12 protein-coding genes and 2 pseudogenes are annotated in these 11791 nt (G+C 68.4%); 5 read left to right on the top strand and 9 right to left on the bottom strand.

Features of this window, described 5'->3' with window-relative positions; all coding sequences use genetic code 11:
• Positions 1–65: 65 nt before the first annotated feature.
• The 6 genes and pseudogenes from ACFY3L_RS53520 to ACFY3L_RS53545 all read right to left on the bottom strand — a co-directional run bounded on the left by ACFY3L_RS53520 (position 66) and on the right by ACFY3L_RS53545 (position 3457).
• On the bottom strand, positions 66–611 hold the full coding sequence (locus tag ACFY3L_RS53520; RefSeq protein ID WP_389343400.1) for a cold-shock protein: 546 nt from the start codon (positions 609–611) through the stop codon (positions 66–68).
• Positions 600–791 (bottom strand): annotated as a pseudogene (locus ACFY3L_RS53525) (cold-shock protein); the annotation flags it as partial. The pseudogene ACFY3L_RS53525 and the gene ACFY3L_RS53520, both read right to left, overlap by 12 nt.
• 36 nt (positions 792–827) lie before the next feature.
• Positions 828–1025, bottom strand: a pseudogene (locus tag ACFY3L_RS53530) (cold-shock protein); the annotation flags it as partial.
• A 377-nt stretch (positions 1026–1402) separates the two neighbouring features.
• Positions 1403–2473, bottom strand: a complete 1071-nt coding sequence (locus ACFY3L_RS53535) for a HEAT repeat domain-containing protein (RefSeq protein ID WP_389343373.1) — start codon at positions 2471–2473, stop codon at positions 1403–1405.
• Positions 2474–3011: 538 nt separating this feature from the next.
• Complete coding sequence (locus ACFY3L_RS53540) at positions 3012–3134, bottom strand: hypothetical protein (RefSeq protein WP_389343376.1); 123 nt, start codon at positions 3132–3134, stop codon at positions 3012–3014.
• Positions 3131–3457, bottom strand: coding sequence for a hypothetical protein (locus tag ACFY3L_RS53545; RefSeq protein ID WP_389343409.1), 327 nt, complete (start codon positions 3455–3457; stop codon positions 3131–3133). The genes ACFY3L_RS53540 and ACFY3L_RS53545 overlap by 4 nt, the downstream gene beginning before the upstream one ends.
• On the opposite strand from ACFY3L_RS53545, the gene ACFY3L_RS53550 reads away from it, so the two are divergent.
• Together ACFY3L_RS53550 and ACFY3L_RS53555 are read left to right on the top strand one after the other, a co-directional pair.
• Positions 3423–3848, top strand: a complete 426-nt coding sequence (locus tag ACFY3L_RS53550) for a DUF4259 domain-containing protein (protein WP_389343403.1) — start codon at positions 3423–3425, stop codon at positions 3846–3848. The genes ACFY3L_RS53545 and ACFY3L_RS53550 overlap by 35 nt on opposite strands.
• Before the next feature lie 126 nt (positions 3849–3974).
• On the top strand, positions 3975–4721 hold the full coding sequence (locus ACFY3L_RS53555) for a hypothetical protein (RefSeq protein WP_389343379.1): 747 nt from the start codon (positions 3975–3977) through the stop codon (positions 4719–4721).
• A 170-nt stretch (positions 4722–4891) separates the two neighbouring features.
• Here the strand turns inward: ACFY3L_RS53555 and ACFY3L_RS53560 are convergent, their stop codons facing one another.
• A complete protein-coding gene (locus tag ACFY3L_RS53560) occupies positions 4892–6325 on the bottom strand; it encodes an IS1380 family transposase (protein ID WP_389343382.1) in 1434 nt (477 codons plus the stop codon).
• Positions 6326–6873: 548 nt separating this feature from the next.
• On the opposite strand from ACFY3L_RS53560, the gene ACFY3L_RS53565 reads away from it, so the two are divergent.
• Complete coding sequence (locus ACFY3L_RS53565; RefSeq protein ID WP_389343385.1) at positions 6874–7386, top strand: GNAT family N-acetyltransferase; 513 nt, start codon at positions 6874–6876, stop codon at positions 7384–7386.
• A 118-nt stretch (positions 7387–7504) separates the two neighbouring features.
• Here ACFY3L_RS53565 and ACFY3L_RS53570 read toward each other — a convergent pair whose 3' ends face one another.
• Positions 7505–7819: a hypothetical protein gene (locus tag ACFY3L_RS53570; protein WP_389343388.1), complete on the bottom strand. Its 315-nt coding sequence runs from the start codon at positions 7817–7819 to the stop codon at positions 7505–7507.
• A 209-nt stretch (positions 7820–8028) separates the two neighbouring features.
• Between ACFY3L_RS53570 and ACFY3L_RS53575 the strand changes: the two genes are divergently transcribed.
• Complete coding sequence (locus ACFY3L_RS53575; protein ID WP_389343391.1) at positions 8029–8526, top strand: hypothetical protein; 498 nt, start codon at positions 8029–8031, stop codon at positions 8524–8526.
• Positions 8527–8801: 275 nt separating this feature from the next.
• Here the strand turns inward: ACFY3L_RS53575 and ACFY3L_RS53580 are convergent, their stop codons facing one another.
• Positions 8802–10706, bottom strand: coding sequence for a carbohydrate-binding protein (locus tag ACFY3L_RS53580; RefSeq protein ID WP_389343394.1), 1905 nt, complete (start codon positions 10704–10706; stop codon positions 8802–8804).
• A 562-nt stretch (positions 10707–11268) separates the two neighbouring features.
• On the opposite strand from ACFY3L_RS53580, the gene ACFY3L_RS53585 reads away from it, so the two are divergent.
• Complete coding sequence (locus tag ACFY3L_RS53585; protein WP_389343397.1) at positions 11269–11445, top strand: hypothetical protein; 177 nt, start codon at positions 11269–11271, stop codon at positions 11443–11445.
• The last annotated feature ends 346 nt before the right edge of the window (positions 11446–11791 follow it).

Consider the following 11791-nt stretch of genomic DNA (forward strand, 5'->3'; position numbering starts at 1 on the left):
TGCGTCACCAGCGGTGATGAACGCCAGCACTCACGCCGCGGCAGATGAGCATGTGTTCAGAGGTGTCAGAGGCGCTCCACGCGGTCGGCCTGCAGGCCCCGGTCGCTCTGACGCACCGTGTACCGGACCTGGTCGCCCTGCTGCAGCGGTTCCGACCCGGCGACTACGGATACGTGGACGAACAGGTCGTCGCCTCCGGCGTCCGGGGTGATGAACCCGAACCCGCGGTCGCCGTCGTAACGTGCGACGACGCCGTGGCCCGCGCGTGCGGGCACGCCCCGTGACGGCGGCTTACTCCTGGCGGGTGGCGGCCCGGCCGGTGCCGGGCGTCGCGGTGGCGGCGCGGGCTCGGCCCCTCGGACCAGCTGCACGTCGCGGGCCTGCGGGCCCTTGTCGCTGCTGACCACCCCGTACGCCACGCGGTCGCCCTCTGTCAGCCAGGTGAGGCCCTCGGCCAGGGACCGGGCGTGGACGAAGACGTCCCCGGCGCCGGAGTCCGGGGCGATGAAGCCGAAGCCCTTGTCCTCGTCGTACCAGGAAACGGTTCCGTCCGCCCCGTCGGCACCGCCTGCCGTGGCGGACAGGCCGGCCCCAGGACCGAGCGGGATCACGTGCGCGGCCTGCGGGCCGCGCTCGCCCTCGACGACGACGAAGGCCACCCGCTGCCCGTCGCTGACCACGCCGCCGGTCACGATGGCCGAGCTGTGCACGAAGATGTCGGGGCCGCCGCCGTCTGGCGATGCGAACCCGTACCCCTTGGTCGGCTCGTACCAGTTGACCGTGCCGAGCAGGCCCACGGCACCGCCAGCGGCCTGCTCGGCGGTGACGCGCACGCGCAGCGCCTGGGGACCACGGTCGTTCTTGCCGGCCTCAAACTCGACGGCCTGGCCCTCACGGAGCACCTTCGAGCCGCCGTCCCCGACGATCTCGGAGGCGTGCACGAACACGTCTGGTGATCCGTCGTCAGGCGCGAGGAAGCCGAACCCCCGTTCGGCGTCGAACCAGCGGACGATCCCGTGCGGCATAGGAAAGCTCCAGGTCGTTAGAGCGGCATTGCTCCCAGTCTCGCTGACGTCGTCGTGCCCGGGACCACCGGGACCGGCCACGGTCAGTCGGTTGCAGGAGGTCGTAGGCGGCCAGGACGCGGGCGGCGGTCGCGAACGACCCCTCAAGCCCAGGAAGAGGACCGTCGAACAGCATGCTTTCCGACCTCCCTCCAGCGTCTTGTCCTGACCGGCGGTCCTCACCCGGCCAAGAGAAACATCCGCTCATCGGCTACGAGTGCCCGCCGGCGACGCTGAGCCGTTGCCACGGAGCGTGACAATCTGCAGGTCGGTCCCCGTGTACCAACTGCGGCAGATGAGGATGCCATCCGTCTGGGTCCGGAAATTGGAACCTGCGGTCAGGTCGCGGTGTGCTTTTGCTGAAGGCGGGTGAGGGCCACGTCGGCGCGTGCTCGTACCGCAGGGTCTGAATCCTGGGTGAGGGTGACGATGAGCGGGCGTGCGTCGGGCCAACCGCAGACGCCCAGTCCGGTCACCAGATCCCTGCGCACCGCGGCGACCTCGTCGCGGGCAAGGTCCTGCAGGAGACCGTTGAGACGGGGGCCGGCATTGCGGGCGAGGGCCATGGCGACCGCGGCGCGTACCTGCGGCGCAGGATCGCTCGCGGCGGCCTGCAGCGCTTCGAGCGGCCGGCCGAGCGCGCCGAGCCCGCGGGCTGCGCCGGCGCGCACACGCGGTTCCGGATCCGCGAGCAGCGACACCAGGGCGGCTACCGCCGCGGGCAAGCGCTCGGACTCGATCGGCAGGTTGCCGATCGTTTCACCCAACGCCGACCGGATGTGCGCAGCTGGGTCGTGGGCCAGTGGGATGAGCCGCTCGACAGCGGTCGGGGTGTCGAACCAGCGCAGATGCAGCACGGCCGATGTCCGGACCGAGTCGTCCTGGTCGTGCAGTGCCGACGCGACCAGCTCGAAGGCGCTCTGGTTACGCTTGAGGCTCGACAGCGAGCCGAGCGCGACGCGTCGAATTTCCGGGCTCGGGTCGGCCATTGCCCGCCGCAGCAGCTCGAGGTCGCTGGGCTGGACAACGTAGCCGAGCGCCCACAGTCCGGCCTTGTACAGGTCGGCATGCTCCTCGGCGATGAAGGACAGAATCGTGGGACGGCAGCCGACCGGGTCTGCCTGCAAGACGTCGCCCAACAAAGCGCAGAGACTGTCGCGGTCGTCGTGACGCAGGGGACGGGCGAAGGCGCGCAGCAGCAGCGGAAATGCCCCTGTCCCACGAATGCCGGCCAGGATGTACGCCATCAGGTCACGGCCGTACCACTGATGCTCGTCGAGATAGCATTCCAGGGCGGCCTGCACGGGCGGGATCAACGAGCGGTCCCCGCTCGTGGCAAGCGTCTCAATCGTCGGCCACGGGTCACCATGTAGCGTCTCGACGTGCCGAAACACATCCGCGAGCGTCACGGCACCCTCCGCAGCCGCCTGACCAAGACTCCGTTGTCACCCATGTTGCCGATCCTGCCACCAGGTTCTACCAGAGGCTGGCCTTGGGCCAGCGACCAGCGCTGACGTCGCCCAGCGGGCAGCCAGACGTCGGCCCCTTCCCCAGTGCACGGCTGCCCACGCCGGGAACCAGGGCGACGCGTCTGCCGCACCGGTCGATGGCTGTCCGGGACTGTTCGCCGACGGGAGCGCCGGCCAGCTCGGGCGCCGCTGGGGCGAGCGTCGTAACAGAACATCTCGCACCCGCTCAACCAATTGAGGAGCGTGCGCAACAGGAAGTTCATGTGCGTCGGCGCAGTTCGGCACTATGTTGTCGACGCCCTGCTCCTTGGCCCTGCGGCCCACGCGGTCGAGCATCTCCTGCTGGATGTCCACGATGGCCAGCTGCCGTTCGGGCTCAGCTGCGGTGCGACGTGCAGCCAGCGCTGAGCGTATTGGTACGGCGCGGAGTTGGTGAACCACCGGGTCGCGACGCCGAGCACGGCACGAGCTCTTCCGCTCAGCGGTCCGGCCGAGGGAAGGTCCAGGTCGCGAGAACCGCGCAGGCCACCGCCAGCGGCAACTCGGCGAAGACCGCCATCAGCACCGCCAGCTTGAAGTCCGAACCCGGGGCGGCCGTCATGGTGTCGAACCAGGCGTCGACCAGCAGCAGGCCGAGGTCGCGGCGGAGGTCAGGCAGGCCCGGCAGTCGCCGCGCCTGAGGAGCAGCCCGGTGCAGAGCAGGCCGAGCGCCTCGAAGCTGTCCAGACCCGTCCACGTCCAGGCCCAGTGCAAGGCCTGAGCAGTGGCCGGCAGGCCGTTGTGCAGGAACACCAGCCAGGGAATCATGGCCAGCCCGAGCACGGTGAGGACCCTGGCCGCACGGCGCAGCAGCAGGGGGAACGTCGAAGCGGCCGCGGCCTTCGGAAGAATCCGCGGGACACCGGAGCCCGAACCGGCGTCCACGCGGACCAGACGGTGCGGCGATCTCCACGACGCGACGCCGGAGCAGCGGCCCGCCATGCTGCGGAGCGCCTTCACCGCTGTCCTCGTCAACGGCGACGAGTACCTCGACAGCGACCTGGCGCCGCCAGCAATCGCCGCAGCCGCCATCGTCGCTTCGCAGCTGCCCGGCGGTGCTGCGATCACCTCTGTATACGCGCCAGACTTCCTGCTGGAGGACGGCAGCATCGAGGTGCTCACCGATGTCCCACCCTTGGCGGTCCGGGCGCTGGACCGGATCGTTGCCGACGACTCAGAGTGGCGTGCGCTCTGGGAGCAGACCCCAGACAGGGCAACAGCCTTCGCGGCCCTTCAGCAGATCCGTACGACCATCGACGCTGCCCGGGACAAGTAGTAGATGCCGAGCGAGTGCTTCGTGCCGCACGCTCGGCGGCATGTGCGGACGCCAAGACCCAGTCGCGACCAGAGGAAGGTGGCCACAAGTAGCGGAATCGTGGCCCGGCCTGATGGAGTTGTACTCGTGGCGACCAATCCAGGGCCAAACGGTGCGATGTTCACGGTCGATCGACTGGTACGCAGGTTCCTCGAGGCAGGAGACACAGACCTCGATACCGTCCGGGAGTACGTTGCGCACCTGCTTGGGGTGTGCGAGAGCCAGGCGAGGGCGGTGCATTCCCAGCTCCGGTTGGCCCTGCTGGCGACCGGCGCGTTTCTCGTCTTCTCCCGTCGGGAGGTCGACGCCGTGTCGATCGCTGGAGTTACCGTCAGCAACCTAGCGCTTCTACACGCTGCCCTTCCCTTGGTGGTCCTCGCAATGGTCCTGCGTGCCGTACTGACCCTCCGCGATCGGGAGATCAACGTTCACATTTACCAAAAGCTCATTCAGTATCATCGCCCAGGGCTCTTCCAATCGGGTCTTCATGACCAGTTGGTGCCCCTTGTAATGCCATTGGCACGTAGCACAGGTGTTGCCCGTGGCACGTCGTACGGACGCTTCTTTCACCAAGTGGGCCGTGGAGAGCGGTATGCATTGCTTGCGGTGGGCCCGCTCGCCTTCACGGTCTACGCCTACGTGGTGCTGTTTGCTACCTATTCAGTAACCAATGCCGCTGTATGGCTGTCGCTCAGCATCGCGATCGGCCTCGCGGCCCTGTTGGGGCGCGCGCTGTACGGTCCGCAGATCTTTGGCGGATCACCGTGGCCACGTCCGGATGAGAACGAGGAACCAGCCCACGACAACCCAGCGCCGTCAGACCCGCCCGTGTAGGCCGGTTGACTTGTATCCGCACTGACCTCGGTCTTTCGTGACCAGTCGATCATGGTGACCGACTCGGCTTGTTGATCTTTGTGTAGGTCGGTGGGTCGTGCGGGCGTGCCGAGGTCCCGGCGCGTTGGCCGGTTTCCTCCGTGCGGTGTCGACGCGATCGGGTGTGGGCGTCAGCCGGTCGGGCGTGGTAGCTCGTTGAGGCGACCGAATGCGGTGGTGAGATCTGTTGCCCAGGGCCAGGTTTCGGCGATTCGGAGTCGGGTTCGGCGGGCGGTGCGGGTGAGGCGGGCGGCGACGTGCAGGAGCCGGTAGCGCAGTCTCTTGGGTTCGGCGGCGGCGAGTTCGCCGTCCAGGAGCAGCCTCTGGGTCCATGCCAGGAGGTCGATGCCGGTGAGGGCGAGTTGGAGCCAGGCGGCGTTGATGGCGAAGATCCGTGACGGGAACCGGCCGAAGCCGGTGTCCTTGCCGGTGCGGATGCGGTCTTCGACGCGGGCGTGGGCGCGGTGGCGGGCCTCCAGGTACTGGATGGAGCCGCTGGTGGGGTCGCCGGGTGGGGTGTCGGTGGCGGTGACCTGGTGGCGCATGCCTTCGATGGTGTCGAACAAGCTCAGTTGGGCGCCGGGGTGCGGCCGTTCGCGGCGGACGATGAACCGGGTCCCGGCCGGGTAGCCGTCGTCGGGGACGAGACCGGTCAGTTCGCAGACCTGTGCGCCGTCACGGGGTTCGCCGTCGCTGTCGAGTGCCGGCACCCATTGCAGGTGCTGTTTGGCGGTCAGGATCGCCTGGCGGATCGGTTCGGTGATCGCGACGCCGACGGAGTATCGGGTGTCCAGGCCGTGCTCGCGCATGCCGCGGATGTGGGCGAGGAGGCCGTGGGTGCAGCCGGCGGAGTCGGCGCGGATCAGGATCGGCGTGCCGTGCCGCAGGTGGTCGGGGATCTGCGCGAGTGCCTGGTCGAGGACGGTGATGTGGTCGGCGGTGGTGTTCGACCCGGCCCGGCCTTCGCGCAGCATCCCGGACAGCGCCTCACGGGTGTTGTCCAGGAAGCAGAACAGCGGATGGTAGCCGAATGTCCGTTTCCACGTCGGGGTCGCCGCTTCCTTCTCCGAGTGGCACAACACGATCGTGGCGTCCAGATCCAGGACCAGACCAGGGACCGTCCGGCCCGCCGCCGATGCCTCGGGTAGCCCGCCGCGGGTCTCGAGGCGTTGTGCCCACGCCAGTTCCCGGGCCTGGGCACGGGCGTCACGGAGCTGGCCGAGGGCAGCACTGTCCATATCGGACAGCAGCCGCCACGCGGTCGGGTCTGACGCCACCGGCCCGAACAGCGCCGCCTGATCCCGCAGCACCGCCAGATCCGAGATCGTCGCACCGCCGTCGGCGAGCATCACTGCCAGATCGACCGCGACCCGGCCCGGGTCATGCACACCGCGCCGCTGCCGCAACCCGGCCAAGGCGTCACCGCACGCCGCGGTCAAGCCGGTCGCCTCGGCAACATCGGCCAAGAGGCGGGCACCGGCGTGGCCGACCACGCCACGTCCGTCGCCACTCACGATGATCTTCGGACGCGATCCGGTAGTCTTCACTCGGCAGGTGCCTTCCATGGCGGACGATCAGGGCCTTCGACAAGCCAGATCATCCCAGATGGCAGGCACCTTCCTCATTTCCGATCATGAACCGCGGACAGGCTTACTGAAAGACCCGGGCTGATTGGCACGCGGATTTCGATGCACGCATGCGTTGGACCGGCGGCGCGGGCCGCGGGCTCAGCCCGCAGCCGATGAAGCATTGAACCGCTGCCGAGCACTCCTGTAGGAGATTGGCACTTTCGGCGTATTCGCAAGTCGGGTCGTAAAGATCAGGTTAGCGCTCATCGGCAGATCCAGGCGCCCGCCAGCGCCGAACGCTGGTCACGAAGCGTGACCCTTCCGGCGGCCTGGCGCGCTCGGTCGGCGGGGGATCCGGATATCGGTAGGGGACGGCGTGGGCGGCAGGAGTGCGCCGCGTGGACGCTGTCAGCAACCACCGGCGCCGTACCGGCTCGGCGCCTTCTCAGCGGCAGACGAGGAGATTGAGCTCGGTGTAGGCGAGTTGTGCCGATCAACAGGCAATGGGTTGGACAGTTGATGGGCAGGCCAATACCTTGCGAGTGATGATCACGCTCAATGCCGCGCCGCGCCTGGCACCGCCCAGCGGCGACGTCCGCGTCTCGTTCCTCACCGGTGAGCAGGCGGACTGCACCGCCGGCGGTATCGACACCAGTTGGCTGGGCCCGGCCAGCGAGGACTTCGACGGGTACGTCGCGGCGTGCCGCGGCGTCCAGCGACGATGGGATGTCCCGTTCTCCACGTACTGGTACGTCTCCGGAGAGCATTACCTTGGCACGCTCGTGATCAGGCATGAGCTCACGGCTGCCCTGCTCGCCGACGGCGGCCATATCGGCTACCACGTTTCACCGGCGTGGCGACGGCAGGGCCACGCCACCAGGATGCTTGCCGCTGGCTTGACCGAGGCGCGGCAGCTCGGGCTCACCCGGGTTCTGCTGACTTGCAGTCCGGACAACGAGGCGTCGCGGAAGGTCATCGTGAACAACGGTGGCCGGCTCGACGAGACGCTCGGCGCCGAATTGCGTTATTGGATCGACCTAGGCTCAACCGGTTGCTGAACGGGCGCACCCACATCGGCACGAGCGTGTACTGGCTGCACCTACCCGCGATGACGTTGAGTAGCGAGCGCATTGCGGCATGAGAGTGCGCCAGGGCGTATCGCAGCGACTGACTGCCTTACCAGCCGATCTCGGCCGCAGTAAGCCGTTCACCGAACGCAACAACAACCGCGCAGACCGGAACCGGCTCGAACCAGGGCTCGACTGTCGACCGAACGAACTTGTCAACACATGTCTTCGCCAGTTCATCGCCCCAGGCAAGCGCGGAACTGCTGTCACTTGCCCGGATGAAGATCACCCCTGGCCACTCGTGGTCCTCGTCGTCAGCCGGTAGTAATTCATCGCGGAACCACGCCACGTACTGAAATAGATCATTGCTGAGCACACCGACAATCATGCCGACAGACGCGGCTGCTAACGCGCTGAGCGGCACGTCCGCGAGCCCAAGGGCGCGACTCCCCATTACACTCCGTAGCGATCGGATCGCGGCAGATGAGGATACGGCGGATCAAACGACCGCCGCCCGGCGAGGCATGGTGGAGCCGACGGCGGCTGGCACACCAGTGGAAGCATGTACCTATTTGAGCCGAAGCGCCTTAAAGTGGCTGGCGCACGAAGATTGAGCCTGCACCGGAGGTCGACATGGACGGCAGCCTGGCACCTCTTCTCGTCACGGGCGCGTTTACGCTAACCGCCGCGATCGCGAGTTCGGCCCTGACCCTGTTCGCCGCTAACCGCCGCGAGCGACGACAAGCCTACGAAGTGTCCTACTTTCGCAATCTCGAACATCGGCGCTCAATCATCGTCGAATTCCTCCTGCTCTACGACCGGTTCAGGAGACTCGGCAACGGCGGAAGGGCGGCACGCGACGACTACGACACAGACCAGGCCTTTCACGAACATCTCGACGACCTGCGGCGCAGACTCGGGGAGAGCCGGACAACGTTGGATCTGTTTTGCCGTCCGGAGACCCGGCCGGTCACGGAACGGGCCGAGCAGTTGGGCCGGGAAGTGTGGCTGGCGCTCATCGGACGGCAGCCACTCAACGACGACCAACTCCGCGATCACGCCGCTGAGATGGACCGCTACAAGCAGGTGATGCTGACCGCATTCCGAAGAGATCTCGGGGAGGAGGCTTGAGATGCGAGGCTTGCACTCCGCGGCGGACCGATGCTCCAGCCGCGCGGTATTGATCAGGTGCACTGATCTCGGCAGGATAGGAAGACTTGGCCTCGCCGCGCTGGTCACCCGCTGTGACGTGCACGGGCCTGCCGTCGCGCACCAACGGCGGCAGATGTGCGCGCCCGATCATGGTGGTTGCACGTGCTTCCCGTGGGGCGGTACGGCCCGTCGCGTCTCGGGCCACCCGGGGTCGGGCCCCGGGTGGCCGGAGACAGTCGGGGTATGCCCAGGGGTCAGTGGCCGAAGGACAGCCAGTTGACGCTGAGATAGTTGGCCGGCTGGCCGCTGGTGAAGGTGAGGTACACGTTGTGTGTGCCGGTGACGCCGCTGATGTTCGTCGGCGTCGTCCGCCAGCTCTGCCAGCCGCCGGTGTTGGCGACGGCAAAGCTGCCGATCGGCGCGCTGCCGAGGCTGTCGAGGCGGACCTCGACCAGGCCGCTGACGCCGCCCGGCGCCCCGCTCGCTACGCGTGCGGTGAACTGGGTGGCTGGCGTGGTGCCGAAGTTGACGCCTTGGTAGAGCGCCCAGTCGCCGTTGGTGATGGAGGTGATGTCCTGGCCGCCGCCGGTGTCGGCGGTGGTCTCAAGCGTCACGCCGGACTGCTGGTTGTAGGACTCGGCCTGGATCGTGCCGTAGGCGTCCCGGGCGCCCGGCGGCGTTGACGAGGGCGGCGCCGACGAGGAAGGCGGCGTAGACGACGACGGCGACGGGCTCGTCCCGCCGCAGGCGCCGTATACCTGGAACTCCCAGAGCGAGTACCCGTACCCGCTCCCTCGGGTGATGCCGTACATCCGTACGTAGCGTGCAGTGGTGTTGACGGCCAGGTCCTCGACGCCGCCGGCCCCGTAGGGGTTGTCGACCGCGACGGTCCACGGGCCGTTGGCGCTGTTGGATACCTGTATCTGGTAGGCCGTTGCGTAGGCCGCCTCCCAGGTGAGTTTGACGCGGGTGATGGGCACGGCGGCGCCGAGGTCGATCTGCATCCACTGGGGGTCGGAGAACAGCGAGGACCAGCGGGTGGCCGGGTTGCCGTCCACCGCGTACTGCGGCGCCAGCGACGCGTTCTCGTTGCCGGAGGAGGTGGTGGGCCGGCCCTGCGAGATCAGCGGGCCGCAGGTCGACGGCCCGGGGGTCGGCGAGGTGCCGGTGCCGTCGCCGGGTCCCAGCGGCGGGGGCGGCGCGTTGGCCGGGCCGGTGTAGGCCGCGACGTAGTCGACGTCCAGGTGCCCGCCGCCGCCGGTGCCGCTGCTGAGGCAGCCGAGGGTATTGCACGGCATCTCGCCGCCCATGGCGAGGTTCAGGATGATGAAGAAGCCGTGGCTGGTGGCGGCGTCCCACGCGGCCGGGTCGATGTTGCCGCCGCGCTGCGTGCGCCACACCTGGCGGCCGTCGACGTACCAGGTGGCCGAGTTGTCGGCCCGGGACCAGTCCAGGGTGTAGCGGTGCATGCCCTTGGTGCACGCCGTCGGCGTGCAGCCGGACGGGCCGCCGTTGCCGATGCCGGACTTCTCGTTGCACACGCCGCCCGGTGAGGTGCCGCAGTGCATGGTCTGCCAGGTCCGGTTGGCCCCGTTGACGGACTCCATAATGTCGAACTCGCCGACGCCCGGCCAGTTCCACCAGTTCCCGCGGTACGGGCCGCCCAGCATCCAGAAGGCCGGCCAGTATCCGGCGGAGTTGCCGTTGGGCGCCTCGGGCAGCTGCAGCCGCGCCTCGACCCGCAGCTTGCCGCCGGCGGGCGGCTGGAAGTCGGCCCGGTTGGTCTCGATCCGGGCCGCCGTCCACGGACCCAGGCCGCCGCCGGAGGCGGTGATGCGCAGGTTTCCGTTGGCGACGGTCACCGCGCTGGCCGAGGAGGTCTCGACCTCGCCGGTGCCGAAGTTCGCCGGGCCGCCTGGGTAGGAGGTGCCGGCGACGACCTGCCAGTTGGCGCCGTTGAGGCTGTTGCCGGTGAAGTCGTCGAGGAAGTTCTGGGTCCAGCCGGTGGGGGTCGGCGGCGCGGCCGCCTCCGCCTGCAGTGCCGTGACGATCGTGCCGGCCGCCAGCGTTGCCGCGGCACCTGCGGCGGCGAGGAACCTGATCCTGGTTCGTTGCCGTGCCGCGCGTCTCGCGGCACCCGAATGTGGTTGTGCTGTCATCGCTTTCCTCCGAAGCATGGAGATGTCAACGGACGACCGGGTGGGGCGCGGGTGCGTCGCACCTGGCGGGGGCGACAACCGGCGGAATGCGTCCGGCGATGCCTGAGAGCGCTCTCAGGGGTTGGTAACTGTTGATACAGCTGCCAACTTTTTCTGTCAACGACGAATAAGTTCCGCTCGCCTGTCTTGGCAGCTGGATGGAGTTTTCGTGGATCTCCGTGCGGATCTACTCGGAGGCTTGATCCAATCAGATTCAAGATCAGAGAGCGCTCTCTGCTCATGATCTTCGCCGCGTGGCTCGTCCCTGAGCTGCCCACCACCGGCAACATCGCCCGAGCCAACGTGGTCACCGCCGCGGCCACCGACGGCATCGGTATAGCCCACCCGCGGACGGCTCCACACACGAGTACGCCGGGTACCACGACGGCCACTTCGACCCGGGTCGGCGCATCGCCAACGTCGTGATGGTGCTCACGCTTGCCGCCCGTCGGAGCTCGGTCGGGGTGCGGGCGTACGCAGGCGTCACCGGGGAGTTCCTCGGCGCGGCACAGGTACCGGCGGCGTGGCGCCCGAGTTCAGCACCGCCAATCTGCGCACCGCCGGCATCATCGCGTTCGGTGGCCTCGCCGCGCTGGCGCTGTGCCTGCCGTGGCCGCGCCGGCTGTACCCCCGGGTGGCCGGCGCCGAGCCGGTCGCGAGCGCCACGACAACGACGCGGTCGGGCAGGCCGAGGAGCTAGCAGCGGCTGGACCCGGCGCCCTGCTCCAACGGGTGCACCCGCGCGTGCCCGGCCACCTCATCGGCGAGCCAGCGCTGCAATGCTTGCCATAGGTGCTGGGGGTGCGTAATCGCGGCACCGCCGAGTGCACCTCGACTGAGTCGAAGACCACCGAGATCAGGCGCACTCAATTCGGCACGACAGGTGCGCCTCGGCCCCGCCGAACTGGTCACCGCCGGTGACGAGCTCGGGCCGACCATCGCACACCAACGGGCCGGGTAGGCCACGCGCATTGCGGCGCGTGGCCCCCCTCAGAACCGGACTTGCGCGTTTCCGCGCATCCGGCTCAAGCAAGCCCTGTGGCGGG

It is taken from the genome of Dactylosporangium sp. NPDC000521, assembly GCF_042898305.1.
In the GTDB taxonomy this organism is placed as follows: domain Bacteria; phylum Actinomycetota; class Actinomycetes; order Mycobacteriales; family Micromonosporaceae; genus Dactylosporangium.

Excerpts from the sequence above, each read along its gene's own strand:
- ACFY3L_RS53580 (WP_389343394.1), bottom strand. The coding sequence starts at position 10,706 with ATGACAGCACAACCACATTCGGGTGCCGCGAGACGCGCGGCACGGCAA.
- ACFY3L_RS53560 (WP_389343382.1), bottom strand. The coding sequence starts at position 6,325 with ATGGAAGGCACCTGCCGAGTGAAGACTACCGGATCGCGTCCGAAGATC.
- ACFY3L_RS53540 (WP_389343376.1), bottom strand. The coding sequence starts at position 3,134 with ATGACGGCCGCCCCGGGTTCGGACTTCAAGCTGGCGGTGCTGATGGCG.
- ACFY3L_RS53565 (WP_389343385.1), top strand. The coding sequence starts at position 6,874 with ATGATCACGCTCAATGCCGCGCCGCGCCTGGCACCGCCCAGCGGCGAC.
- ACFY3L_RS53575 (WP_389343391.1), top strand. The coding sequence starts at position 8,029 with ATGGACGGCAGCCTGGCACCTCTTCTCGTCACGGGCGCGTTTACGCTA.